The 23,522-nt window shown below is 58.6% G+C and carries 24 protein-coding genes; 15 read left to right on the top strand and 9 right to left on the bottom strand.

Annotated elements, in window-relative coordinates:
* Positions 1-47: 47 nt before the first annotated feature.
* The 3 genes from AABB31_RS08710 to AABB31_RS08700 all read right to left on the bottom strand — a co-directional run bounded on the left by AABB31_RS08710 (position 48) and on the right by AABB31_RS08700 (position 2,260).
* Positions 48-707, bottom strand: coding sequence for a chromosomal replication initiator DnaA (locus tag AABB31_RS08710; protein WP_373635635.1), 660 nt, complete (start codon positions 705-707; stop codon positions 48-50).
* Positions 708-1,769 carry an AI-2E family transporter gene (locus tag AABB31_RS08705; RefSeq protein WP_342078508.1) on the bottom strand — a complete coding sequence of 354 codons (1,062 nt, stop codon included), beginning with the start codon at positions 1,767-1,769 and terminating at the stop codon, positions 708-710. It lies immediately after the preceding gene.
* 137 nt (positions 1,770-1,906) lie between these two features.
* Entirely contained in the window at positions 1,907-2,260 is a 354-nt protein-coding gene (locus AABB31_RS08700; protein ID WP_342078509.1) for a hypothetical protein, read from the bottom strand.
* An 89-nt stretch (positions 2,261-2,349) separates the two neighbouring features.
* On the opposite strand from AABB31_RS08700, the gene AABB31_RS08695 reads away from it, so the two are divergent.
* Both AABB31_RS08695 and proS read left to right on the top strand, forming a co-directional pair.
* Positions 2,350-3,462, top strand: a complete 1,113-nt coding sequence (locus AABB31_RS08695; RefSeq protein WP_342078510.1) for a porin — start codon at positions 2,350-2,352, stop codon at positions 3,460-3,462.
* A gap of 174 nt (positions 3,463-3,636) precedes the next feature.
* Positions 3,637-4,977 (top strand): proline--tRNA ligase, encoded by a 1,341-nt coding sequence (proS, locus tag AABB31_RS08690; protein WP_342078863.1) that lies wholly within the window; start codon positions 3,637-3,639, stop codon positions 4,975-4,977.
* A 175-nt stretch (positions 4,978-5,152) separates the two neighbouring features.
* Here proS and AABB31_RS08685 read toward each other — a convergent pair whose 3' ends face one another.
* Positions 5,153-5,929, bottom strand: a complete 777-nt coding sequence (locus AABB31_RS08685; protein WP_342078511.1) for a hypothetical protein — start codon at positions 5,927-5,929, stop codon at positions 5,153-5,155.
* A gap of 210 nt (positions 5,930-6,139) precedes the next feature.
* On the opposite strand from AABB31_RS08685, the gene AABB31_RS08680 reads away from it, so the two are divergent.
* Both AABB31_RS08680 and AABB31_RS08675 read left to right on the top strand, forming a co-directional pair.
* A complete protein-coding gene (locus tag AABB31_RS08680) occupies positions 6,140-6,748 on the top strand; it encodes a DUF2937 family protein (protein WP_342078512.1) in 609 nt (202 codons plus the stop codon).
* Complete coding sequence (locus AABB31_RS08675) at positions 6,745-7,455, top strand: ThuA domain-containing protein (protein WP_342078513.1); 711 nt, start codon at positions 6,745-6,747, stop codon at positions 7,453-7,455. The genes AABB31_RS08680 and AABB31_RS08675 overlap by 4 nt, the downstream gene beginning before the upstream one ends.
* Here the strand turns inward: AABB31_RS08675 and AABB31_RS08670 are convergent.
* Entirely contained in the window at positions 7,432-7,842 is a 411-nt protein-coding gene (locus AABB31_RS08670; protein WP_342078514.1) for a hypothetical protein, read from the bottom strand. The two genes, AABB31_RS08675 and AABB31_RS08670, sit on opposite strands and share 24 nt — an antisense overlap.
* A gap of 74 nt (positions 7,843-7,916) precedes the next feature.
* On the opposite strand from AABB31_RS08670, the gene AABB31_RS08665 reads away from it, so the two are divergent.
* From AABB31_RS08665 to AABB31_RS08650, 4 genes are all read left to right on the top strand, one after another.
* The gene (locus tag AABB31_RS08665) at positions 7,917-8,282 is read left to right on the top strand and encodes a MerR family transcriptional regulator (protein WP_342078515.1); all 366 of its coding nucleotides are present in this window, start codon (positions 7,917-7,919) and stop codon (positions 8,280-8,282) included.
* A 308-nt stretch (positions 8,283-8,590) separates the two neighbouring features.
* On the top strand, positions 8,591-9,844 hold the full coding sequence (locus AABB31_RS08660; RefSeq protein WP_342078516.1) for an ABC transporter permease: 1,254 nt from the start codon (positions 8,591-8,593) through the stop codon (positions 9,842-9,844).
* Positions 9,837-10,520 carry an ABC transporter ATP-binding protein gene (locus AABB31_RS08655; RefSeq protein WP_373635634.1) on the top strand — a complete coding sequence of 228 codons (684 nt, stop codon included), beginning with the start codon at positions 9,837-9,839 and terminating at the stop codon, positions 10,518-10,520. The genes AABB31_RS08660 and AABB31_RS08655 overlap by 8 nt, the downstream gene beginning before the upstream one ends.
* The gene (locus AABB31_RS08650) at positions 10,517-11,491 is read left to right on the top strand and encodes an Ldh family oxidoreductase (protein ID WP_342078517.1); all 975 of its coding nucleotides are present in this window, start codon (positions 10,517-10,519) and stop codon (positions 11,489-11,491) included. The genes AABB31_RS08655 and AABB31_RS08650 overlap by 4 nt, the downstream gene beginning before the upstream one ends.
* Here the strand turns inward: AABB31_RS08650 and AABB31_RS08645 are convergent.
* Positions 11,475-11,909, bottom strand: a complete 435-nt coding sequence (locus AABB31_RS08645; RefSeq protein ID WP_342078518.1) for a DMT family transporter — start codon at positions 11,907-11,909, stop codon at positions 11,475-11,477. The genes AABB31_RS08650 and AABB31_RS08645 overlap by 17 nt on opposite strands.
* A gap of 106 nt (positions 11,910-12,015) precedes the next feature.
* Here AABB31_RS08645 and AABB31_RS08640 point away from each other — a divergent pair, with 106 nt between their 5' ends.
* On the top strand, positions 12,016-12,399 hold the full coding sequence (locus AABB31_RS08640) for a c-type cytochrome (protein WP_342078519.1): 384 nt from the start codon (positions 12,016-12,018) through the stop codon (positions 12,397-12,399).
* A 97-nt stretch (positions 12,400-12,496) separates the two neighbouring features.
* A complete protein-coding gene (locus AABB31_RS08635; RefSeq protein ID WP_342078520.1) occupies positions 12,497-13,138 on the top strand; it encodes a DUF3047 domain-containing protein in 642 nt (213 codons plus the stop codon).
* Positions 13,139-13,141: 3 nt separating this feature from the next.
* On the opposite strand, the gene AABB31_RS08630 is transcribed toward AABB31_RS08635, so the two are convergent.
* Positions 13,142-13,843, bottom strand: a complete 702-nt coding sequence (locus AABB31_RS08630; RefSeq protein ID WP_342078521.1) for a DUF1194 domain-containing protein — start codon at positions 13,841-13,843, stop codon at positions 13,142-13,144.
* A gap of 143 nt (positions 13,844-13,986) precedes the next feature.
* On the opposite strand from AABB31_RS08630, the gene parE reads away from it, so the two are divergent.
* The gene (parE, locus tag AABB31_RS08625) at positions 13,987-15,945 is read left to right on the top strand and encodes a DNA topoisomerase IV subunit B (protein ID WP_342078522.1); all 1,959 of its coding nucleotides are present in this window, start codon (positions 13,987-13,989) and stop codon (positions 15,943-15,945) included.
* Positions 15,946-16,049: 104 nt separating this feature from the next.
* On the top strand, positions 16,050-17,057 hold the full coding sequence (locus tag AABB31_RS08620) for a P63C domain-containing protein (protein WP_342078523.1): 1,008 nt from the start codon (positions 16,050-16,052) through the stop codon (positions 17,055-17,057).
* A gap of 352 nt (positions 17,058-17,409) precedes the next feature.
* On the opposite strand, the gene AABB31_RS08615 is transcribed toward AABB31_RS08620, so the two are convergent.
* Complete coding sequence (locus AABB31_RS08615) at positions 17,410-18,693, bottom strand: alpha/beta hydrolase family protein (protein WP_373635633.1); 1,284 nt, start codon at positions 18,691-18,693, stop codon at positions 17,410-17,412.
* Between the two features lie 99 nt (positions 18,694-18,792).
* A complete protein-coding gene (yghX, locus tag AABB31_RS08610) occupies positions 18,793-19,680 on the bottom strand; it encodes a YghX family hydrolase (RefSeq protein ID WP_342078525.1) in 888 nt (295 codons plus the stop codon).
* Between the two features lie 373 nt (positions 19,681-20,053).
* Between yghX and AABB31_RS08605 the strand changes: the two genes are divergently transcribed.
* From AABB31_RS08605 to AABB31_RS08595, 3 genes are all read left to right on the top strand, one after another.
* Positions 20,054-21,547, top strand: coding sequence for a malonyl-CoA synthase (locus AABB31_RS08605; protein WP_342078526.1), 1,494 nt, complete (start codon positions 20,054-20,056; stop codon positions 21,545-21,547).
* A 121-nt stretch (positions 21,548-21,668) separates the two neighbouring features.
* Positions 21,669-22,553 carry an NAD(P)-dependent oxidoreductase gene (locus AABB31_RS08600; RefSeq protein ID WP_342078527.1) on the top strand — a complete coding sequence of 295 codons (885 nt, stop codon included), beginning with the start codon at positions 21,669-21,671 and terminating at the stop codon, positions 22,551-22,553.
* Positions 22,550-23,485 (top strand): 2OG-Fe(II) oxygenase family protein, encoded by a 936-nt coding sequence (locus AABB31_RS08595; RefSeq protein WP_342078528.1) that lies wholly within the window; start codon positions 22,550-22,552, stop codon positions 23,483-23,485. Before AABB31_RS08600 ends, AABB31_RS08595 begins: the two co-directional genes overlap by 4 nt.
* Positions 23,486-23,522: the final 37 nt, after the last annotated feature.

The following is a 23,522-nucleotide window of genomic DNA, read 5'->3' as shown; positions in this document are numbered from 1 at the left end:
CCTAAATGTCCCGCGTTTGTTGCAGGCTTGTGACAAGTATCGCGGGGTTAGTCCGGGTTGTCCAGCAACTCGCGGGCAAGGGCTATGTTGATTTTGCGTCGCTGGTCCAGCGCGGCATGATCCAGCCGATCCACGATTGCGGCGGCAGCGGCAAAAGACCGTTCGATACGCGGGGCCAGATAGCTGACAAGCTCGGGGCGGGGGCTGATCTGACGGTCTGCGAACAGTTTCATGATCAGGGCCTGCAATAGCGCGTCATCCGGGTCGCTGATGGTGCAAACGGTCGCGGCCTGCATGCGACTGGCCAGATCAGGCAGTTTGATGGGCCAGCGACCGGGGGCGGTCTGCGCCGTCATCAGCAGCAGGCCACCGGTGTTGCGCAAATGGTTGTGCAGATGGAACATCGCCTCTTCCGATGTGGGGGGCAGGGTTTCCATGTCCTCAACGACGATATTTTGATCCTTGGGCTGAAAGTCAGGTGCCAATGCGGCGGCATTGATGATGCGCGCCTGCTCTCCGTCCGCAAAGATACGCGCGAGGTGACTTTTGCCGCATCCGGTCTGCCCGGTCACCACCAGCTTGCGGTCGGGCCAGCTGTCTGGCGCGTTGAGCATTGCAAATGCCTGCTCGTTCGCGGCGCTGACAAAAAAGTCCGACGGACCCAGCGCAACCCCTGTTGGCCAGTCAAAAGAAAGCTGCCGGGTCATTCATTCGTCCTTGTGCTGCCCGCGATAGAGCAAGCTGTCCTTGTACTGGGTCAGGGCGTAGCGGATGAAAACGCCAAGGATCGCCGCAACGGGTACGGCCACCAGCATGCCGACGAACCCAAAGAGCGACCCGAAGACCGACAGCGCAAAGATCAGCCAGACCGGGTGCAATCCGATGGACCCACCGACAAGTTTTGGTGTCAGGATGTTGCCTTCGAAAAACTGCCCGATCATGAAAATTATCACCACGATGCCGATCGAGGTCCATTCTCCCCAGAATTGAAAGATCGCCAGACCAATGGCCAGCAGCCCCCCGACCAGCGCACCCACATAGGGAATGAAGGAAATCAGCCCGGCCACAAAGCCCACGACAAGCCCGAAATTCAGCCCCGCCACCATCAGGGCGATGGCATAGTAGGTACCCAGAACAAGGCAAACAGTCCCTTGCCCCCGGATGAATGACGCCAGCGTCGCATCAACATCCCGTGCCAGTTGGCGCACCGTTTCCGCGTGATCGCGCGGCAGCAGATCATCAATCCGGGCGGTCATATTGTCCCAATCCAGCAGCAGATAGAATGCAACAACCGGAACAACGACCAGCAAAACCAGCACGTTGATCAATCCAAGGGCCGATGTCAGCACCCCGTTGACCAGTTCAGCGCCTTTGGACTGGATCGCCTCTCCGATTTTGAGCAATTGCTGCCGAATAGTGCTGTCGGCATCGACAAGGGCGGGGAAACGCTCGGTCAGGCCGGCCTGCAACCGATCAAACAGCTGCGGGGCTGTGTCAATCAACGCGATGGTTTGTTGAACAAGTGTCGGGATGACAAGCAGGATCAGCAGAATAAAGATCAATGCGGCGATGACCGTGATGATCGTCACGGACACGGTGCGGCTGAACCCGGCCTTTTCCAGCCGGTCCGCAATCGGATCCAGGCAATATGCAATTGCCCCGCCCAGAACAAAGGGCAGGATCACGTCGCCCAGAAACCACAGGATGATCAGGAAGACCGCGGTGACGATCCCCCAGTATTTAGCTTGTTGCGAAACAGGCAGTGCCATGTGTTTTCATCCATTTCTGCATTCAGATGATAGATGCGGCATGGATCGGGCCAGCGCAAGGGGATCACCACCCGGCAAATGCCGAATGGGCCCGTGCGGCAATTGTTACAGTGCCCCTTGGCATAGCGCTACGCGACTCATTGCCGAGCTATCCGAAATGGTGCGTCCTTGTGCAAAAGCTGCGGTTTATTGAGGTCTAATACATCATCCGCGCACAGGCTGTGTTCAGGGCAGCCCTGATCACCATCGCCCCATTTTTGCGTGAGCGCATCTTGCACCCCAAACGGGCGTTGCGCGCAAGGCTTGTCGGCCTCGCCTTGCGTCAGCGCAGCGCCCTTTTCCGGGGCGTCGTTCACGCATCTATCACGGATAAACACGCGCATTGCCAAGGCTTGTGCGTTGCGGTGAGCAAAAGGACATTCGGTGCGGATTTTGAAAATAAAATCGTTCAAAAACAGTGTGTTGAATTGCACGTCTTTGTGCCCGGCCAAGGGCTTTCGTGAGGGGGTGATGACGCTCTAGTCAAGGGACAGCTTCTTTCCCCGAAGTGACAAACTCTCAACCTCCCAGGAGCAATATCATGAAAACCACTCTACTGATCACCGCCAGCCTTCTGGCGCTCGGCACCGCCCCCGCATTCGCCCAAGACGATACTGTCGCAAGTGGCGGCACCGGCATTAACCTCAAGCTGTCCGGTCAGGTGAACCGTGGCGTCCTGTTCGTTGATGACGGCACCGACAACAGCACCCTTTTTGTTGACAATGACAACTCATCCACCCGTTTTCGGCTGACCGGCGACGCCGATATCAACGAAGACTGGCGCGCAGGTTTCAATATCGAAATTCAGGCCGAGTCGAATTCAACCGCGAATGTCAGCCAGACAGATCCAAACCCCAGCAGCAGCGATTTTCTGTCCGAACGCAAGCTGGAAGCCTATATCGAAAGTGACAGCTTTGGCCGTCTGACATTCGGGCAGGGCGATACCGCATCCAACAATACATCCGAGGTCGATCTGTCCGGCACCACTGTCGTTGGCTATTCCGGTGTTGAAGACACGGCTGGCGGCGTCCAATTCCGCGACAGCGATGGCGCCTTCATCGGCACCACAGTGGGCGACGCGTTCACAAACCTTGACGGTTTGAGCCGCAGGGACCGCCTGCGTTACGATACGCCATCCTTTGGTGGGCTGACCCTGTCTGCCTCTGTCGGGGCGGATGCAGAAGATGCTGACGAAACCTTCTACGACGTTGCTGCGGCCTATAAGGGCGATTTTGGTGGCGTTCAGGTTGCCGGCGCGCTGGCATATGCCGCACAAACTGTTGGCGGTGCAGATCAGGAAATCATCAATGGTTCATTCTCTGCGTTGCATGACAGCGGGTTCAGCCTGACATTGGCCGGTGGCAATCAGGAAACCGATGGTGTCGCTGACGATGTCACATTCGGCTACGTCAAGGCCGGCTATCAGGCTGATTTCACATCGCTTGGCAAAACCGCCTTTGCTGTGGATTACGCGGTCAACGAAAACGTTCTGGGCCTTGACGATGAAAGCACATCTTATGGCGTGCTGGCTGTCCAGAACATCGATTCAGTGGGCACCGAGCTCTATGCCGGTATCCGCAATTACGAAGTCGAAGGTATCGGTGATGTCGAAGACGTCACTGTGATCCTGGCAGGCGCGCGGGTCAGATTCTGATCGCCGCTTGTCCGGGCGCGCGCTGGTGAGAGGGCGCGCGCCCACAGAGAGCCTCTGGCTGGTCGCCCTCCTGACCGGCCAGAGGTTTTTGTGCGTCTAAGGCCGCTCGTGCTTGCCAGTCCGGATATGCCCGCCTAAACCGGGTTTCAGCAATTGATTGAGGAACCCGATCCGATGCGCATGAGCCGCTATTTTCTGCCCGTTCTGAAAGAAACGCCGCGCGAGGCGCAGATCATCAGCCACCGCTACATGTTGCAGGCTGGCATGATCAAGCAGGCAACCGCGGGGATCTATTCATGGCTGCCGCTGGGCTTCAAGGTTTTGCGCAAGCTGGAAAATATTGTGCATGAGGAACAGCAGCGCGCCGGTCACCTGCCAATGCTGATGCCAACGCTGCAACCGGCCGAGTTGTGGCAGGAAAGCGGCCGCTACAACGACTACGGCCGTGAGATGCTGCGGATCGAAGACCGGCACGGCCGCGACATGCTGTATGGTCCGACCAATGAAGAACTGATCACCGATATCTTCCGCAGTCATGTGGGCAGCTACAAGGAACTGCCGCTGACGCTCTACCACATTCAGTGGAAATTCCGCGACGAGGTCCGCCCCCGTTTTGGCGTGATGCGTGGCCGCGAGTTTTTCATGAAAGACGGCTATAATTTCGACCTGACAAAGGAAGACGCGCTGCACGCGTATAACCGTCATCTGGTCAGTTATCTGCGCACCTATGAACGCATGGGGCTGAAGGCCATCCCGATGCGCGCCGATAGCGGCCCGATTGGTGGTGAGGACACGCACGAGTTCCTCGTGCTGGCTGAAACCGGCGAGTCAGAGGTGTTTTATGACAGCGCGGTCACGGACCTGCATCTGGGTGACCGGGTCATCGACTATGATGACGTGGCGCAATGTCAGGCGATCTTTGATGAATGGACAGCCCCCTACGCCCGGACCGACGAAACCCATGATGATGGTGTGTTCGTAGACGTGCCCGAGGACCGCCGTCGCACCGCACGTGGTATCGAAGTGGGGCAAATATTCTATTTCGGAACCAAATATTCCGAGACGATGAACGCCACGGTGGATGATGGCAAAGGCAATAAGGTGCCTGTGCATATGGGGTCTCACGGGATTGGCGTCTCGCGACTGATTGGCGCGATCATCGAAGCCAATCATGATGACAAGGGCATTATCTGGCCCGAAGGCGTGACCCCGTTCCATTGCGGTATTCTGAATATGAAATCAGGCGACGCCCAAGCCGACGCAGCCTGTGATGCACTTTATGACGGTTTGACGGCGCTGGGGCTGGAACCGCTCTATGATGATCGCGATGAACGGGCGGGGGCCAAATTCGGCACCATGGATATGATCGGTCTGCCGTGGCGCATTACCGTCGGCCCGCGCGGCTTGAAAAATGGCGTTGTCGAATTGACCAGCCGCAGGACCGGCGAAAGCGAAGAACTGCCGCCCGAAGATGCGGTTGCGAAGATCGCCAAGATCTACGAAGGGCTCGTATGAGCCGGACCAGTCTGGACGTGGCTTTCGGCCTCTGCCGATGACGGGTCTGCGGATCACCTGAAGGGGGCCAGGTTCGCGGATATTGATCGGACTGGGACGGATGGTGAAGGCGGTGTTCTACCTTATGTTCCCGCTAGCTCAGGACGCCGCCCATATCCGCGACTGGTTGCAGAGGTCAGGCAAAAACTGACGCGTCAAACTTGCCTTCGCGATGTTCCAGCAAAGCCTGAATTTCAGGGGGTGCGACACGTTCATAGGCGCGGCACAGCACAACAACCGTTAGCACATTGCCAAAGACAATGGCGGTCGAGAATACGAGCCCTAGGGCTGCGTCCACAAAATTGATCCCGCCCGTGCCGGTCAGCCCACTGCCGATCTGGAGGCCGAAACTTGCAAGGCCAAAGATGATCAGAACCAAACAGGCGGTAAAAAGCACCTGACCGACAAGCAGCCCGCCCAGCACGTATTTCCAGGTCTTGATGCCCCGGCTGAGGCTTGTTGGCGGCCCCCACTGATCGGCAGATGCGGCTGCGGGCAGTGCCGTGCCAAAGAACAGCAATGTCAGAACAAACGCCCCAAGGATAAGCCCCATTATACTGATCACCATCACGTTTGGATCGCTCGGGAACCAGCCGAGGTCAAGAATACCCATCGCAATAGCGACAAGCATGGCTGCGGCCGGTACAATCATCGCCCCGCTCGCCAGAAAAAAACGGCCCATCGCATGCGGCCGTTTGGGCGATTTTTCCTTGCGGAGCAGCTGGGTCTCACCAAAGAGAAAGGCCCGGTGCAGCGCGTAGAAAATGATGACCCATGGTGCCAGCGTGTAGGTGGCACTTGATCCGGTGGACTCGACAAACATATCCAGTGCCTGCAACAGCGCGCCATAGACCACCAGCACAGCCAGATTTGCTTTCGCAAAAGACCAGGCTGTCGCATAGATTGAAAACATGGTGGTGGTCCTGTCGGTATTGAGGCGCGCAATTAAGCGATTTTCGGGTGCCAAAGCAAGGCAACACCGTGTTGACGATACGTCACCAATCCCCTTGTTTCACTGCATCCTTGCATTCATCGTTAACGTCGCCGGGTTTCTTTGCTATCCTAATAAAAAAATGCAACCGAGGCAGCAGATGACACGAAATTCCTTCCGATGGGTGCGGGCATGATCCGTGCGCTTTGTCTTGTTGGCGGGCTGGCCGGTGCGGCAGGCCTGTCCCAATTTCCTGAATTTTCACAGCAATATCTGCAACGTGTCGCCGGGCAGATGGATGAACTGACCCGCGATCTGAAAGAACTGGACGCCATGGCGTTGTCACTGGGCATGGGCCGCGAGGACCGGTTGGAACAGATGGCGCAGACCCCGTCTTTTGAGGTCGAGGAGACTTATTGGCGCGAAAAGATCGCCCGCCATGCAAGATTGCAGCTTGATTTGACTGCCCTACGCGATGCCACGCCGCTTGCGCGGATTGCGCAACCGCAGCGGTTCAACGATCCCGCGACCTTGCAGGCGGTTTGGCAGGATTTCCAGCCCGCCTTGCCGCTAAGTGTGGCAGGCGGCGCATCTGCCGGGGTTGGCTTTCTGGGTGGTTGGGCTGGATTGGCCGGGCTATGGGCCTTGCTTGTGATGCCCTTCCGACGCCTCAAGCGCCAAGAGCGCACCCACCCGTCACGCAAATCCCCCGTTCTGCGGGCCGATCCCCCCGTTACACGCCCCACATTGTTGGCAGATCCTGCGAATAGGTTGCCGAAACTGGCCGGGGTCCGCCGATGACCTCTGCGCTGATCACCTGGGGTGGCTGGGACGGGCACCAGCCTGATCAGGTTGCCGCGATCTTTCGCGACATGCTGACAGAGGCCGGAATAGACGTCACGGTCACCGACAGCCTGGCCTGTTTTGACGATCTGGCAGAGTTGAAAACCTATGATCTGCTGGTCCCCGTCTGGACCATGAGTAGCCTGTCGCGCGAGGCCGCAAATAACGCAGCAGAGGCGATTGCCCATGGGACCGGTCTGGCCGGGTGTCATGGCGGCATGTGTGATGCGTTCCGCGACAGCCCCCTGTGGCAGTTTATCACCGGGGCCAATTGGGTCGCGCATCCGGGTGGCGATGGTGTGAAACATCGCGTGACGATCAGGTCCGATGACCCGCTGGTTGCGGGCATCGACGATTTCGATGTGCAGACAGAGCAGTACTACCTGCATGTCGATCCCGCCAACAAGGTGTTGGCCACGACGCGAACGGATGTTGTCACATGGTATCACACCCCCAACGGCCCGGTAGATATGCCCGTGGCCTGGACGCGGGCCTGGGGGCTTGGGCGGGTCTATTACAACTCACTGGGTCATCAGGCGGCGGTGATCGCCGATGGTCCCGCGCATGAGATGCTGCGGCGCGGGTTGCTTTGGGCGGCGGAGAGCAAGACCGCCGCCGCAGGCCGGGACCTGACCCCTTTGTTAAACGCGGGCAACCACTGGTGATCTGACGGGCAGGGCCTGTGCGATCCCCCAGCAAATCTCGGTGATCAGAAACACCCAGATGACGGGTGATCCGCCATGCAGTAAGGCATTGATCATCCACGCTGAAAACAACATCCGCCCCGCGGCGTCATAGCGCCCGAGCAGCGGGTTATCGAACCGCAAGCGCACCACTGACCAGATCAGCACAACGGTCCCAAAGAAATTGGCAAACAGCACCATCATTGGGTTCAGCTGGGGCAGGGGTGTCAGGCCGGCCATGTCATGTAACCCGCCAAAACCGCCCCAAATCAGCGTGAATGTGATGGGTAGGGCATAGGGCCATGTCACTATGATGTCGTACCAGGCCGACGCCCGATAAATGCGCCTGTAGGTTTGGGCAGATAGCATCTGGATTCTCCTTATGTTTCTCAGATGCGGTCCGCTATAAGGGTTAGAGTATAGTCCAAGGTCAAGGGGATATCATGCAGATCGGCGACGTGGCGACGCAGCTGGGGGTCAGCACAGATACCATCCGGTTTTACGAAAAGCGCGGATTGGTCAGATCAGACCGGCGGGCAAACGGATATCGTGACTTTCCGCCTGCTGCGGTGGAATTGCTGCGCCTGATCCGTTTGGCGCAGGGGCTGGGGTTTACCTTGGCCGAAATCGCGCAAATCACGCATAGTCTGACCGATGCGACCCTCGATGCTGACGCGGTTGCCCAGCTGCTGCGCGCCAAGATCGCCGAGCTTGAAACGAAAGCTGCGGATATGTTGCGTTTGCGTGATCTGCTGCAGGCCCGGTTGGCTGATGTTTGCCCTTTGGGCCTTGGGGTCAGGACCCAGTAATTCCACGCCGCCAGCGCAGATTTCACGAAATATCAGCGGTTTGGGACGCGTAGGCCATAGTTGTTCTACGGACAAGCGGCCCGCGCCGCTGAGATGAGGTGAAACCCGCGCCCGAAGGGTTTGGCTGGTTTTGCCCGTGATCAGCGTTGCATCCCCTTGAAATAGAACCACTATTACGGCGGGGCTGCGCCTCGTCACGATCAAAATCAGTCAAACTGGAGGCGTGGAATGAATGGGTCGTGACCCTAACGCTTGACCATCCTGCGGTATCGCCCCACGTTGCGCTGAAACTTTCAGCAGGAACCGTCATGGCCACCGCACCTTTTGCGAAATTTGAATGGATGATTGCGTGGCGATACATCCGCGCCAAGCGCGCCGAAGGGGGTGTCAGCGTGATGACCTGGATCAGCCTGATCGGGGTGACACTGGCGGTTTTTGCATTGATCGCAACACTGGCCGTGCGCTCTGGCTTTCGGGCGGAGTTCATCGACACGATCGCGGGGGCCAATGCGCATGTGTCGGTCGTTCGCCCGCGCGAGGTGATCACCGATTTCGAGGACATGGCCGACCGCATTCGCGCTGTCGAAGGGGTTGCGACCGTGGCCCCATTGATCCGCGGCCAATCCATGGCTGCGGCCAATGGCCAGATCGCCTTGGCCGACATCTACGGGATCAGGTTGGAGGACCTTAAGCAGTCCGACGCCATCGTACAAAGCGAGCGCACATTCGGAAATATCGACGATTTGCCAAACGGGATCGCCCTGGGGTCGGCGCTGGCGAATAACCTGGGGCTGACGGTGGGTGACAAGATCGAAATCACCATCAGATCGGGGGCGGCCACCCCATTTGGTCAGTCGACCCGGCGCAATGCGTATGATGTGGTCTTTGTCTTTTCGACCGGCCGCTATCAGATCGACGAGGTCCGCGCCTATCTGCCCTTTGATCAGGCGCAGTTTATCTTCAACCGTGACGGGGTTGCAGATGAGCTGGAGGTCAGGCTGGACGACATCAACATGTCCGAAGAGCTAAAGCAGCCCATCACAGATGCGGCGGGCGCCGGAATGTGGGCCTATAGCTGGCAGGACAGGGTCGGGCGGTTTTTGCGGGCGCTGACAATCGAGGACAATGTGATGTTCATCATTCTGTCCATTCTGGTCCTCGTGGCCTCGATGAACATCATCAGCGGCTTGATCATGCTGGTCAAGAACAAGGGCCGCGATGTCGGTATTCTGCGCACCATGGGCCTGACCGAGGGGTCGATCCTGCGCATATTCTTTATCTGTGGGGCCGGTATCGGCACGATTGGCACCTTCTTTGGGGTGGTTCTGGGCTGCCTGTTTGCGATTTATATCGACCAGATTTTCAGCCTTGTGAACTATGTCGCCGGTGGCGGGGTCTGGGACCCATCCATCCGGGGGATCTATAACGTCCCGGCCGAGCTGCATTTGTCCGACGTGATCAAGGCGATGTCGCTATCGCTGGGCCTGTCATGGATCATCACGATCTTTCCTGCCCGCCGTGCCGCGCGCATGAACCCGGTTGAGGCATTGCGTTATGAGTGATCCGACACTGATGGTCGCCGACCTGACCAAGGCCTATAACCACGGCAAACCCAACGAAGTGCGCGTGCTGCAAGGCGCCTCTCTGACCGTGAAACGGGGCGAGGTTGTGGCCCTTGTCGCCCCTTCAGGTGCAGGCAAATCAACCCTTTTGCATATCGCGGGCCTGTTGGATACCGCAGATAGCGGGACGGTCGCCATCGAAGGGACGGATATGACCCGTCTGTCCGACCGCCGCCGCACAGCGGTGCGCCGGGCGACGGTTGGGTTTATCTATCAGTTCCATCATCTGCTGCCTGAATTTACCGCGCTTGAGAATATCGTCTTGCCGCAACTGGCAAACGGGGCCGCGACCAAACCGGCCGAGGAACGCGCCATGACCCTGCTTGATCGGGTTGGTATCGCCCCCCGGGCTGGGCATCGTCCGGCGGCCCTGTCGGGCGGCGAACAACAACGGGTGGCGTTTTGCCGGGCGCTGGCGAATGAACCTTCGCTTTTGCTGGCCGATGAACCAACCGGCAATCTTGACCCCGATACCTCTGACAAGGTCTTTGATGCGCTGATGAGCCTGGTGCGCGATACCGGATTGGCCGCCGTTATCGCCACCCATAATCTGGAACTGGCCGCCCGGATGGACCGGCAAGTGCGGTTGCACGCTGGCGTGGTGGAGGACCTATGAGGATCAGTGTTTCAGAGATCGAGGATCGCAGCTTTGATGCCCTGCGCAACCACGGTGCGGCGGAACCGCAGGCCCGGTCGGTCGCCAAGGCGGTGGCGCGCGCCGAAGCATTGGGCAACGTGATCTGCGGGCTTTATTATCTGGAAAGCTATTGCACCCAGCTTACCTCTGGCCGGGTCAAGGGCGATGTCGATCCAGTTGTCAGCCGTCCGCGCGGTGGTGCCGTTCTGGCGGATGCGCGGTTCGGATTTGCGCAATACGCATTTGAGGCGGCTTTACCAACAGCGCTTGACCTCGCGCGCGAAAATGGGGTGGCCAGTCTGGCCGTGGCGCATGCGCATACATGCACCTCCTTGGGGTATTTCACCGAACAGATTGCGGCTGCCGGATTGATCGGGATCGGCTTTACCAACGCCTCCCCCGTTGTTGCGCCACCGGGCGGGAATGCCCGGGTGATCGGCACCAATCCGATTGCAATGACAGTGCCGGGCGATCATGGGCCATCCATGCATTTTGATTTCTCGACCTCTGCTGTGGCCTTGGGCAAGATCACCATGGCAAAGGCGGCCGGTAAGCAGATCCCGCTGGGATGGGCCGTAGACGCAGACGGACAGCCGACGACCGATCCAGCGGCCGCGCTGGGCGGCGCACTGGTCAGCGCGGGCGACTATAAGGGATGGGGTTTTGGCCTGATGGCGGAATTGCTGGCCGCCGGCATGACAGGATCGGTCAATTCGCTTGATGTGGGCGGGCTGAAGCTTGCCGATGGGCCGCCACACGGGTTGGGTCAGTTCTATTTCCTGCTGGACCCGGGCACGTATCACGCGGATTTTGCGGCCCGCTTTGCCCGTGTCGCCGATGCGGTGGCGGCCCAGGACGGGGCGCGTATTCCGGGCAGCGACCGACAGGTTAAAGACGTGATCGAGGTCCCTGACAGCCTGTGGGATCTGGTGCTTAAGCTTTCTGCGTAACAAACACGCCCGCGGCCATCAGCGCGATGCCGGCACTTCGTGTCCATGTCAGTGGGGCGGCTTGCGCGCTGAATAATCCGAAATGGTCGATGGCTGCGGCAGAGATCAACTGCCCCAGCAGCACAAAGAACACAGCATTTCCCACGCCCATCGTCGGCGCAATCCACGTGATCGACAGAACATAAAACGCGATCAGCACACCGGCCAGAAACAGGTGTCTGGGCGCCGCTGCCAGTTTGCCCACCGCCTGCGGCGCGGTGATCAGCGCCACAATCGCGGCCACAGTGAAGGCGACCACAAAAAGGACCGCCGCCGCGACAGCGGGTGATCCGATGACGCGCCCCAGGGCTGCATTCAGCGCCGCAAGGATGGGTATGCCTATTCCGGCGGCGAGCATGATCAATATCTGGTGGGGCATCGGCAATCCTTTGCTGTGATTGCCCGAACATTACGCGCGGCATGATCCAGATCAAAGCCGCCGCCGCACCGTATGTTACAAATTCCAAAAATGAAGGAGGTTTGAGATGCAGAAAATCTGGTTGGTGGCGCTGGTGGCCCTTGGCGCATGCGTCGAGGAACCGGTTGACGGGCGGACAGCCTTTGCAGCCGATTGCGCGGGCTGTCATGGCAATGACGCGATGGGGGGCGGCCCATTGGCGCGCGATCTGACAACCGCACCCCCGGATCTGACGACAATTGCGGCCCGCAATGGCGGGGTTTTCCCGCGAAATGCAGTGATGAGCACAATTGACGGGCTGAACCGGGGCGCCCATTTCAGCGCGGCCATGCCCGAGTTTGGTGCAGGCGATATGGGGGATACGGTGATCGTTGAGCAGGACGGGATCGGCACCCCTGTGCCAGCCCGTTTGCTGGCCTTGACGGAGTATCTGGAAGACATCCAGCGATGACACGCGCCTGACAATCCTGTGAAGCACGAGACTTTTTGGTTCTTGTCATACGTGTCTGGGTTACCTGTGCAGGGACAGATACCGAAAGGAACCACTCATGCGTCTTATGATGTCAGCAGCCGTGCTTGCGGCCACCACACTCGCAGCCTCCGCCGGGCCGATCAGCTTTGCAAATGGCTGGCAGGAACAACGCCTGTCGCTGTTCAGCTCAAACGACTACAGCTTTGGAAATAACCTCAGCATGGTGTCTGATGGCTCCGTCTCTATCGCGTGGACCCGCGTGGGGCAGGCAAACTGGGGGGCCAATGGCGCCTCGTGGAGCTGGACGGTCGAACAATCCGTCCCAGCCACAAGCCTTGCGCAAAAGGGTGGTGATGACCGCAATCTGTCGCTGTATTTCGTCTTTGTCCCCGAAGCGATTGCACCCAGCCTGCAAGGTGCGAATATCCGCAGCCTTCTGGGCAACGGCGATGTGCGCATCATTCAATATGCCTGGGGTGGGAACCATGGGCGCGGGCAGGTGATCGCGTCGCCATACGGGCCTGCGGGGCAGGGGGTGACAATCCCGCTGCGTCAGGCCGGTACGGGCTCTCATTCCGAAAATGTTGATCTGGCTGCGGATTACGCACGGGCGTTTGGCGGGCAGAAAGGGGCGCTTGTTGGTCTTGCTGTCTCGGGTGACAGCGACGACACCAGCAGTGTCATCCGCGCCGCGATCGGCAATCTGAACCTGCGCTAGGCCCTATTGATCAAGGCGGGCGATATCCTGGTGAGGGGTCTTGCCTGCGATCTCGAGGATCAGCTTGCGCCGGATCGCTTCGACAAATGCGGGGCCTTCTTTGGCACCAATGACAAAGGCGCCGGGGCCGCCGATGATGTTGTCGGTATAGGCCTGTTCAAGGTTCTGCCCGATGAACCGGCCATCACGCAGGATCGGCAAGGCGTTGATAGTGATATTGGCGGCCACAACAGTGTCACGGGCGGTGGTAATGGGCGGGCCATAACTGTTGCCCATGCTATCGCCCGAAAAGTCGATGACCCGGCGAAAGCCACGAATGTCGTTTTCCTCGATCAGCCGCATTCCTTCCAGCAGGGCTGACCCGATGGCATTACGCCCGAATGCGGCGCGGGGTGGGCCGATCAGTGCCTCTGCAAATTGCGTCGCACTGTTGGCGTCTGCAATGATCGTCCAGTCAACCACAACCGCCTGATTGCTGGCCCATTCCACATAAGTCACCGCGATTGATCCATAGAGCGTGTTTTCGATGGCCGCGACAACAGCGGGATCAGTGATCGCCGTGGCGTAGGATTGGCGCTGGAACGCAAGCTCATCAGCATCAATCGAGCCGGAGGCATCAGCCAGCAGAACCAGTTCCAGATCCGTCTCAACGGTCTGGGCTGCCGCTGGCATGGCCATGCAAAGACAGACAAGAAGATAACGCATGACCTAAAACTAGCGCGCGACAGGAAATGTCCACGATTTCGGGGTATCTCGGGGCCAGGCTTGTGCGGTTGCGGGCCAATACTGCATTGCTCCACACCCGCCTGCCTGCCATTATAAGTCAAACACAAGAATGAGCAGCACCCATGGCCGATGACCTCCTTTCCGGGGCCACCCCCGATGACTATAACGCTGACAGCATCGAGGTGCTGGAAGGGCTCGAACCTGTCCGCAAACGCCCGGGCATGTATATCGGCGGCACGGATGAACGGGCGCTGCATCACCTTGTAGCCGAGGTTCTGGACAACTCCATGGACGAGGCCGTGGCGGGTCACGCCAACCGGATCGAGGTTGAGCTGCACGCCGACTATTCCATCACCATCAAGGATAACGGGCGGGGCATCCCCATTGATCCGCATCCCAAATTCCCCGATAAATCCGCGCTTGAGGTGATCCTGTGCACCCTGCATGCTGGCGGGAAGTTTTCTGGCAAAGCCTATCAGACCTCTGGCGGTTTGCACGGGGTCGGGGCATCCGTGGTCAACGCGCTGTCTGACAGTCTGGTGGTGCAGGTCGCACGGAACAAGGAAATCTACGAACAGCGGTTCTCGCGCGGCATTCCGCTTGGTCCGGTCGAAAAGGTGGGTGCGGCGACCAACCGGCGCGGCACCACGTTCACCTTCCACGCGGATGCAGAGATATTCGGCTCGCACAGGTTCAAACCCGCCCGCCTGTTTAAATCCATCCGGTCCAAGGCCTATCTGTTCTCGGGCGTTGAAATCCGCTGGAAGTCCGAAATCGACGATGGCGAAACGCCGACAGAGGCCACATTCCACTTCCCGGGTGGGCTGTCGGACTACCTTAAGGAAACCTTGGGGACGGCGACCACCTATGCTGACAAACCCTTTGCAGGCACCGTGGATTTCACCGAAAAATACGGCGAACCGGGCAAGGTCGAATGGGCGATCAACTGGACGCCCGTGCGCGATGGCTTCATCCAGTCCTACTGTAACACCGTGCCCACGCCCGAGGGCGGCACCCATGTCACCGGTTTCTGGGCCGCGATCCTGAAGGGGATCAAAGGCTATGGTGAGCTTTCGGGCAATAAGAAAGCCGCACAGATTACCCGCGACGACCTGATGTCAGGCGGCTGCGCGCTGGTGTCCTGCTTCATCCGCGACCCGGCCTTTGTGGGGCAGACCAAGGACCGGCTGTCAACTGAAGCCGCTGCCAAAATGACCGAAGGGGCCGTGCGCGACCATTTCGACAACTGGCTGGCGGCGGATACGAAATCCGCAGGCGCGATCCTCGATTTCCTTGTGCTGCGGGCCGAAGAACGGCTGCGGCGGCGTCAGGAAAAGGAAACCGCGCGCAAATCGGCGACCAAGAAACTGCGGCTGCCCGGCAAGCTGACCGATTGTACCTCCAAAGACCGGATCGGCACCGAACTCTTCATCGTAGAGGGCGACTCTGCGGGCGGATCCGGCAAAGGCGCGCGTGACCGCAAGACCCAAGCGCTCTTGCCGCTGAAGGGCAAGATCCTCAACGTGCTGGGGGCCGCGTCCAACAAACTGTCCTCCAACGCGGAGATCAACGATCTTTGCGAAGCGCTTGGCGTCGGCATGGGCACGCGCTTCAACGTCGATGACCTGCGCTACGACAAGATCATCATCATGACCGACGCGGATGTGGACGGGGCGCATATCGCGTCGCTGCTGATGACCTTCTTCTTCACGCAAATGCGGCCGCTCATTGACCAAGGGCACCTCTACCTCGCCTGCCCGCCGCTCTACCGGCTGACACAAGGGGCAAAACGGGTCTATGTGGCCGACGACGCCGAAAAAGACGCGGTCATGGCCAAAGGGCTGGGCGGCAAAGGTAAAATCGACGTGCAGCGGTTCAAAGGGCTTGGCGAAATGGACGCCAAGGACCTGAAAGAGACGACAATGGACCCGGCCACCCGCAAGCTGATCCGGGTCACGGTGCATGACGACGAGCCGGGGGATACGGCGGACTTGGTCGAGCGCCTGATGGGCAAAAAACCCGAACTACGGTTCCAGTATATTCAGGAGAACGCGCGTTTTGTAGAGGAACTAGACTTTTAGCAAGCATTTTCCATAAATTATGACGATAAATTAGTATTTATGCTTGCAATATGGCAACCAATATCGTCTCTGTTCGATAGATTTTTTCATGGAGCATGCTTGCGATGTCAGAAAGCCCACAAAAAGCCGGCGGTGAGGCTAGAGCTGAAAGCTTATCTCGAGAGGAACGTCGGCAAATAGCAAAGTCAGCCGCAGAGGCGCGTTGGAACAAGCGCAAGCAGTTAGCCGAGAGCGAAGAAGTGCCCTTTGCAACGCATCAAGGAAACATCTACGTCGGAGGCTTATCTCTAGATTGCTACGTCTTAGAAGATGGCACTCGTGCATTCCACAAACGTGGTATGGCGAAGGCGTTAGGGCTTAAGTCGGCAGGTGGAAATGCATTTCTTAAAACTGTTCAAGGCAAGAGTGTTGCCACACAGATTGACGAGGACTTAGCCTCTCGTATCGACAATCCGTTCTATTTCCGTGCAATCAATGGTGATGTCGCCCACGGTTATGACGCCGAGGTACTTGTCGAGGTTTGCAAAGCCGTAAAGAGGGCAGCCGACCAGGGAAAGCTCTCGCAAGCTCAAGAACCTTTGGCACAACAGGCTTCCGCTATCCTAAACGCCTTCGCGAAAGTAGGTGTGGCGGCAGTAATTGACGAAGCCACAGGCTTTCAAGAGGTTCGCGGACCGGATGCGCTTAGACTTTTGGTCGAGCAATATATCGAACAAGAAAAGCGCGAATGGGCAAAAGAATTTCCGGACGAATACTATGATGAACTCAACCGAATGTTTGGCAGCAAACGGCTTACTCAAACAAAGACTGGAAAGGTCATTCAGAACCGTCCGCAACATTTTGCAAAATTTACCCGAACATACATTTACCATCCACTGGAAAACGGAACGGTGTTGGAAGAGTTAGACCGGATCAACCCAAAACTAGGAAGCAATGGCAACAGGCGAAGCAGATTCCATCAGCATTTAACAGAAGGTTATGGCATACAAAAGTTGAAGCAGCAGGTCCAAGAAGTACTCACTCTGATGAAAGTTTCCGATACCACTACACAATTTAAGAAACTCTTCGCAAAGCGCTTCAAGACGTCATACCAACCAGATTTATTCGACTAAAGATCGCTTCGGGGGGCACCCAACCAATCGTTCTTACGGCACAAACGGTAAGCAGCAAGAATACGCAGCGCCCTCCCGATGGGGGAGGGTTGGAGGCGTCTCGGAAAAGGTTCTTGGGACCTTTTCATCGGACAACGGGGGTAGCTCTGGACCGGACGCTGCCCGGCAAGCCGGGCGGAAGGTCACGCGAGTCGCACTTGGAGGGTGAAACATAGGGAGTGCCGCTCAGACAGTCGCCGCTTCGCACAGCCTTATTTTCACGGCACCAACCCCCATCCGGGGTTGGTGTTTCCTGTCATACCCATTGAACGCCTTGCAAACTGCGGCCGTTCTTCCGGGTAGCGTCGTGGCCTTACTCCCCTGTGGGTTTGGTCTCGAACATCAGCCCGAATGCGCTGCGCGGGCGGAAACCCTTCCAGTAGGTATGCTCATCCGTGGGGGCGCCTGCGTCATCCATGGCCCAGACCGCCTCGTTTCCGGCCGGGACCAGATCGAAATAGCTCTGTTTGTCCGCATCCCCTTTCAGGTGCAGGTCCAGATAGGCCGTGATGAAATGCTGGCTGATATTGTTCATCCGGGTCGTGTCCCACACCGCATCGGCGTAATGCCCGAACGGGAACCAGCCATCGGCGGCAGGCAGGCCGTAGCTTTCCACAGGGGCGGGCATGGGCGCGCCCGCATTGTGATTGGCATTCTCAAAGGTCAAAAGATGCCGGGTGGTGTTGATGCTGTCGTCAAAGATGCCCCGGATATCATCGTAGATAGAGACATCATCCACGCTGCCCGCGATCAGCATCAGCGGCTTGGTGATCCCGGCCCAGCCATCTGCATCCCAAAAGCCCGTATTGTTGCCCCATGGGCCAAAAGCCACAAACGCCTTGACCCGCGGGTCCTGCAGCTCGGCATGCGTATCGGTGCCCATCATGTTCCGTTCCAACAGCCCCTGCGGCGCCCCCCATTCATAGGCTGTGCTGGCCTGCGTCACCCCCGCACCCGCGTAGATCAGCGCGCCATAGCCGCCCATGGAATAACCGATGATGGCCACGTTATCACCTTGGATGGCCTGCCCAAGCGCACCGGGTAGCGCGCCCATCTGATCAATCACAAACCGCTGGTCCCAGGGGCGGTTGACCAAGGTGGACCCAAAGGCAGTCTGGTCGTCATAGGTGCTGTCCGGATGGTCGATGGAGGCCACGACATAGCCCTTGGAGGCCAGGTTTTCGGCCAGTGGCGACATCAGGAACCGGTTACCCGGATATCCATGCGACACGATGACAAGCGGAAAGGTCTGGCTGGTATCGGGTGTTGCGTCCCGTGCGGCCTGACCTGTCAGCGTGGCCTCTGTCGCCCCGTCGCGCAGCAATGCTGTCAGCGTCCCACCGGGGGTGGTGCCGGGGTCGGCGGGATACCAGATCTCGACCGTCAGCACCCGGTCATAGCGCGCAACCGCGCCTGCGGCCCCTGTATCGACCACGTCGATCTGGTCCGGATTGGTAAAGGTCATCGTCGTGACCCCGATCTTGTGATCGCCGTAAGCCGCAAGTTCGGGTGCGTCCGGGCGCACGATGTCGATCCGGTTTTCGGCATGGGCGGCTGTTGCAGCCAGCATGGTCAAGGCGGTGGGTAGGGCGCGCATTCTCAGTTCTCCGTGATTGGGACAGGGCCAAGCGTAGTCCGGCCGCAGCAGAATGAATACCGCTAAAGTTGTCGGTCACCCGCCCTGCCCGGCGGACGCCTAGCTGAGATAGGTGTTGAACCAGCCGATGGTGCGGTCCCACGCCAATGCAGCCATTTCCGCGTCGTAGCGCGGGGTGCTGTCATTGTGAAAACCGTGATTGGCGTCGGGGTAGATATGCGCCTCGTAGGTTTTGTTATTTGCCTGCAAGGCAGCCTCGACATCGGGCCAGGAGGCGTTGATACGTTCGTCAAGTTCGCCGAACTGAAACATCAATGGCGCCTCGATCTTGGGCACATCTGCGACCGCGGCCTGCCTGCCGTAAAACGGAACGCCCGCCGCCATTTCAGGGTAGGCCACGGCCAGTGCATTGACCACGCCGCCGCCATAGCAGAACCCGACCGCCCCAACCTTGCCGGTGCTGTCATCCCGTCTCATCAGGTGTTCGAACCCTGCAAAAAAGTCATTCATCAGCTTTTCACCGTCAACGCTGCGCTGCAGCTCGCGCCCGTCCGCATCATTGCCCGGATAGCCGCCAACAGAGGTCAACCCGTCCGGGGCCAGCGCCATGAACCCGGCCTTAGCAACCCGGCGTGCCACATCCTCGATATAGGGGTTCAAGCCCCGGTTTTCGTGGATCACCAGGACAGCGGGCAGGGGTGTTTCGACCTCTGCCGGGCGGACGAGGTAGCCCCGCACATCGCCGGTTCCGTTTGGTGACGGGTAGGTGATGTAATCGGCATGAATATCGGGGTCATTGAACGAAACCTGCTCTGCATAGGCGTAATTGGGGCTAAGCATGTTCAGCAAGGCAAGTGTGGTCACGCCGCCAACAGCGTACCGTCCGGCCTTGTCCAGAAATTCGCGTTTCGTGATCTTTCCGTGTGCGTAGAAATCGTAGAGGTCAAGCAATCCCTGATCAAAGTCTTTCGCCGTCATGCGTGTCATGTCTTGATGCTCCCTTTGTTGATGATCCTGTCTTGAGTATAGCGCCAAAGCCGACGCTTGTTGTGAATTTCGCGTGTCTTCCGGCTGGCATATGTCTTGACGCCCAAAGACAGGTAAGACGTCAAGCGCTGCGGGCGGCGGTGGGCCAGCGGCCTTGTCCGACGATTGCCGTCTGACCAGGTCCTGTTTGATCAGACGGTTTGGTACGTATTCGCGGAAATGCCGGATCAGCTGGGGCTTACTGACAAGACCGCAATGCGGTATTAATTTCCGACAATGATGCGTTCTATTTGGGTCCTGTTGAAATCATGCAGACGCGATCAGAACGCTGGCCGCATAATGCTGTTTGCGACAAAGTTCAGGGACCCGACTTGTGACCAATATTCTCTATGATGCACTCTTTGCACCCCACGCACAGAATGACGCCGTCTTTCTGACCCGCGATGACGGATCGCAGGTCAGCTATGCGGATTTTGTGGCCCGGGTCGCGCAGCTGGCGCATGTGCTGGCAGATGCGGGTGTGAAGCCCGGTGATCGGGTTGTGGTGCAGGCCCCCAAATTGTTGGACACGATCGCACTATACGGTGCGGCGGTACAAACGGGCGCCGTCTACCTGCCGCTGAACACCGCCTATACGCAAAGTGAATTGCGCTATTTCATCAATGATGCGGCCCCTGCGCTGGTCGTTTGTGATGCCAGCAGCGCCGAAGAGGTCCGCGGGCTTTGTGCGGATGGCGCGCAGGTTTTGACATTGTCGGCTGCGGGCGATGGATCACTCTCCCTCCAAGCGGATACCAAACCGACAGCATTTACAACCGTGCCCCGAGGCCCGGACGATCTGGCCGCGCTGCTTTATACCTCGGGGACGACCGGCCGATCCAAAGGCGCGATGATGTCGCACAAGAACCTGTTATCCAACGCCCAGAGCCTGACAGATTTATGGCAGATCACAGCCGATGACCGGTTGATCCATGCGCTGCCTATTTTTCACACCCATGGGCTTTTTGTGGCGTTGAACACGTCACTTCTGGCGGGTGCGCAGGTCAGGTTCATGGCTGCGTTTGACGTGGAGACGATCATCGCGGAATTGACGCACGGCACCCTGTTGATGGGGGTGCCGACCTTCTACACCCGCCTGCTGGCGGATGCCCGGTTGAACAGCGATCTGGTCCGAAAGATGCGCCTGTTCATATCGGGGTCTGCGCCGCTGCTGGCCGAGACCCATACCGCCTTTGAAACCCGCACCGGCCACCGCATTCTGGAACGGTACGGCATGACCGAAACCAACATGATCACATCCAACCCTTATGATGGCGAACGGCTGGCGGGAACGGTTGGTTACGCATTGCCCGGCACCGAGGTTGTCATCACCGATGACGGTCAACCTGTCCCCGCCGGCCAGATCGGGATGATTGAGGTGCGCGGCGACAATGTTTTTCAGGGCTATTGGAACATGCCTGAAAAGACTGCCGAAGAATTGCGCGATACCGGGTTTTTCATCACCGGCGATCTGGGCGTCAGCACCGATGACGGCCGTATCTCGATTGTGGGACGACAGAAGGACCTGATCATTTCCGGCGGCTACAATATTTATCCAAAGGAAGTGGAGGAAGTCATCAACGACATTGATGGGGTCGTCGAAAGCGCGGTGTTTGGCATTCCGCATCCCGATTTTGGCGAAACTGTCGTTGCTGTCATCGTGCCGGCGGACATGGCCATGTCCACCGCGCCGATTGCGGCCCATGTGCAGGCCCAGCTTGCCCGCTTCAAGCATCCGCAACGTTATATCATTGCCGATGCGTTGCCGCGCAACACGATGGGCAAGGTTCAAAAGAATGTTCTGCGCGCGGCATATGGGCCGGGCTGACGCTTGGCCGTGCGGCACAGGGCTGCTGCAGACGCACGGACAAACCCTCATGCGCTGGCCACATGATGCGTTGTTTCATCATCCAACCTCAGGATAAGGTGCCGCAAACGGGAGGCGGTCAATGCGTGTTTTCTTTACAGGTGGCAGCGGCAAGGCGGGCAAATGGGCAATCCGCCACTTGCAACAGCAGGGGCACCGGGTCCTGAATGTGGACCGCGTGGCCTCCGGGCTGGACTGTTCTGAACTGCTGGTTGATCTGTGTGATCCCGGCCAGGTCATCGGTGCGATGTCCCAGTTCGCAGATTTTCATGAGTTGGACGAAGGCACTGGCGTGCCGCGCTATGATGCGGTTGTGCATTTTGCAGCCGTCCCACGGGTCATGATTGGCACCGATGGTGAGTGTTTTCGCCAGAACACCCAGAGCACCTATAATGTGATTGAGGCCGCGACCAAGCTGGGTATCCCCAAGATCATCTTTGCCAGTTCCGAGACCACCTATGGCGTCTGTTTTGCCGATGGCGAGGTCCTCCCGGATTATGTCCCGGTTGACGAGGATCACCCGACCGTTCCGCATGACAGCTACGCCATGTCCAAGGTCTGTAACGAGGTCACGGGCCGGTCATTTCAGGCCCGGTCAGGGGCGGATATTTACGGGCTTCGGATCAATAACGTGATCGAACCAGACGAGTACGCCACCAATTTCCCCGCCTTTCTGGACGATCCGGCAACGCGGCGCCGCAATATTTTTGCCTATATAGATGCGCGCGATCTGGGCCATATGGTCGATTGCTGCCTGCGGACAGATGGGCTGGGCTATCAGGTTTTCAACGTGGCCAATGACGACATGTCCGTATCCATAAGCACCGACGAGGTGCGCGCCCGGTTCTACCCTGATGTGCCATTGCAACGCCCGATGCGCCCGGATGAAACCTTTTATGCCAATGACAAAGCCAAGCGCCTTGTCGGATTTGCCCCGCAACATTCATGGCGCGAGGTTCTGGGGTGAGTTTCGCAGAATTCGATCTGGGCGCTTTTGAAACGGCGCCGCCGGACAGGCGCGGGGTTCTGGCCGTCCGCCTTGACCGGATTTGCCGGGATACCGGCTTTTTGGTGCTGCGCGGGCATGGGGTTGATGCTGCGTTGATCGACGGGGTCTGGCATGCGGCAAGTGGCTTTTTTGCGCAGGACAGCACGGCCAAACGGCGCCTGTCCCCGCCCTATCAAGGTTATCCCTACGGCTATCTGGGCCCGGATGCCGAGGCGCTGGCCCGGTCCAAGGGCGAGGACACCCCACCGGATCTGAAAGAAAGCTTCAATGGCGGACCGTTATCGGTGCCCGCAGATGCCAATCGCGACGCGCTGGCCTTTTGCTATCAACCAACGCTCTGGCCCGATCTGCCGGGGTTCCGTACGGCGTGGGCGGCTTACTACGCCGCGATGGAGGATCTGGCCGCGCGTATCATGCGGGCCTTTGCCGCTGCCCTTCAATTGCCAGAGGATCATTTTGATCCGTTCATCGCCAACCCGATCTCGGCATTGCGGGCCTTGCACTATCCAGCCACAACCACAGCCCCCTTGGCCAAACAGCAGCGCGCAGGCGCGCATACGGATTACGGGTCCTTGACCATCCTTCTGCCGCAACCGGGGCGAAAGGGGTTACAAGTCAAACAGGGACAGATCTGGGTTGATGTCCCTGCGCCCAAGGATGCCTTTGTGATCAACATAGGGGATTTGATGGCCCGGTGGACGGCAGATCGTTGGGTCAGCACATTGCACCGTGTTGTGGCCACACCGGGGCAGGCGGCACGCCAGTCGCTTGCGTTTTTTCATCAACCGGACTGGAACGCGCAGATCGTGCCACTGGACGGGTCCGATGCCTATCCGCCGGTCCAATCGGGGCCCTATCTGATGGAAAAATTCAAGGCGACGGGTGTGTGATCTGCGGCGAAATGGTCTTTGCCGCCGCCCCGGTTTG

Source organism: Yoonia sp. SS1-5 (assembly GCF_038443705.2).
Taxonomy (GTDB): Bacteria; Pseudomonadota; Alphaproteobacteria; order Rhodobacterales; family Rhodobacteraceae; genus Yoonia; species Yoonia rhodophyticola.
This window is presented reverse-complemented; position numbering and strand designations above follow the sequence as displayed.

What these genes read in the sequence shown, in the direction of transcription:
- AABB31_RS08620 (WP_342078523.1), top strand. Translation starts at nt 16,050, where the DNA reads ATGTCAGAAAGCCCACAAAAAGCCGGCGGTGAGGCTAGAGCTGAAAGC.
- AABB31_RS08680 (WP_342078512.1), top strand. Translation starts at nt 6,140, where the DNA reads ATGATCCGTGCGCTTTGTCTTGTTGGCGGGCTGGCCGGTGCGGCAGGC.
- AABB31_RS08710 (WP_373635635.1), bottom strand. Translation starts at nt 707, where the DNA reads ATGACCCGGCAGCTTTCTTTTGACTGGCCAACAGGGGTTGCGCTGGGT.
- AABB31_RS08600 (WP_342078527.1), top strand. Translation starts at nt 21,669, where the DNA reads ATGCGTGTTTTCTTTACAGGTGGCAGCGGCAAGGCGGGCAAATGGGCA.
- AABB31_RS08655 (WP_373635634.1), top strand. Translation starts at nt 9,837, where the DNA reads ATGAGTGATCCGACACTGATGGTCGCCGACCTGACCAAGGCCTATAAC.
- AABB31_RS08640 (WP_342078519.1), top strand. Translation starts at nt 12,016, where the DNA reads ATGCAGAAAATCTGGTTGGTGGCGCTGGTGGCCCTTGGCGCATGCGTC.
- AABB31_RS08635 (WP_342078520.1), top strand. Translation starts at nt 12,497, where the DNA reads ATGCGTCTTATGATGTCAGCAGCCGTGCTTGCGGCCACCACACTCGCA.
- parE (WP_342078522.1), top strand. Translation starts at nt 13,987, where the DNA reads ATGGCCGATGACCTCCTTTCCGGGGCCACCCCCGATGACTATAACGCT.
- AABB31_RS08650 (WP_342078517.1), top strand. Translation starts at nt 10,517, where the DNA reads ATGAGGATCAGTGTTTCAGAGATCGAGGATCGCAGCTTTGATGCCCTG.
- AABB31_RS08670 (WP_342078514.1), bottom strand. Translation starts at nt 7,842, where the DNA reads ATGCTATCTGCCCAAACCTACAGGCGCATTTATCGGGCGTCGGCCTGG.
- AABB31_RS08615 (WP_373635633.1), bottom strand. Translation starts at nt 18,693, where the DNA reads ATGCGCGCCCTACCCACCGCCTTGACCATGCTGGCTGCAACAGCCGCC.
- AABB31_RS08630 (WP_342078521.1), bottom strand. Translation starts at nt 13,843, where the DNA reads ATGCGTTATCTTCTTGTCTGTCTTTGCATGGCCATGCCAGCGGCAGCC.
- proS (WP_342078863.1), top strand. Translation starts at nt 3,637, where the DNA reads ATGCGCATGAGCCGCTATTTTCTGCCCGTTCTGAAAGAAACGCCGCGC.
- AABB31_RS08695 (WP_342078510.1), top strand. Translation starts at nt 2,350, where the DNA reads ATGAAAACCACTCTACTGATCACCGCCAGCCTTCTGGCGCTCGGCACC.
- AABB31_RS08705 (WP_342078508.1), bottom strand. Translation starts at nt 1,769, where the DNA reads ATGGCACTGCCTGTTTCGCAACAAGCTAAATACTGGGGGATCGTCACC.
- AABB31_RS08685 (WP_342078511.1), bottom strand. Translation starts at nt 5,929, where the DNA reads ATGTTTTCAATCTATGCGACAGCCTGGTCTTTTGCGAAAGCAAATCTG.
- AABB31_RS08645 (WP_342078518.1), bottom strand. Translation starts at nt 11,909, where the DNA reads ATGCCCCACCAGATATTGATCATGCTCGCCGCCGGAATAGGCATACCC.
- AABB31_RS08675 (WP_342078513.1), top strand. Translation starts at nt 6,745, where the DNA reads ATGACCTCTGCGCTGATCACCTGGGGTGGCTGGGACGGGCACCAGCCT.
- AABB31_RS08665 (WP_342078515.1), top strand. Translation starts at nt 7,917, where the DNA reads ATGCAGATCGGCGACGTGGCGACGCAGCTGGGGGTCAGCACAGATACC.
- yghX (WP_342078525.1), bottom strand. Translation starts at nt 19,680, where the DNA reads ATGACACGCATGACGGCGAAAGACTTTGATCAGGGATTGCTTGACCTC.
- AABB31_RS08660 (WP_342078516.1), top strand. Translation starts at nt 8,591, where the DNA reads ATGGCCACCGCACCTTTTGCGAAATTTGAATGGATGATTGCGTGGCGA.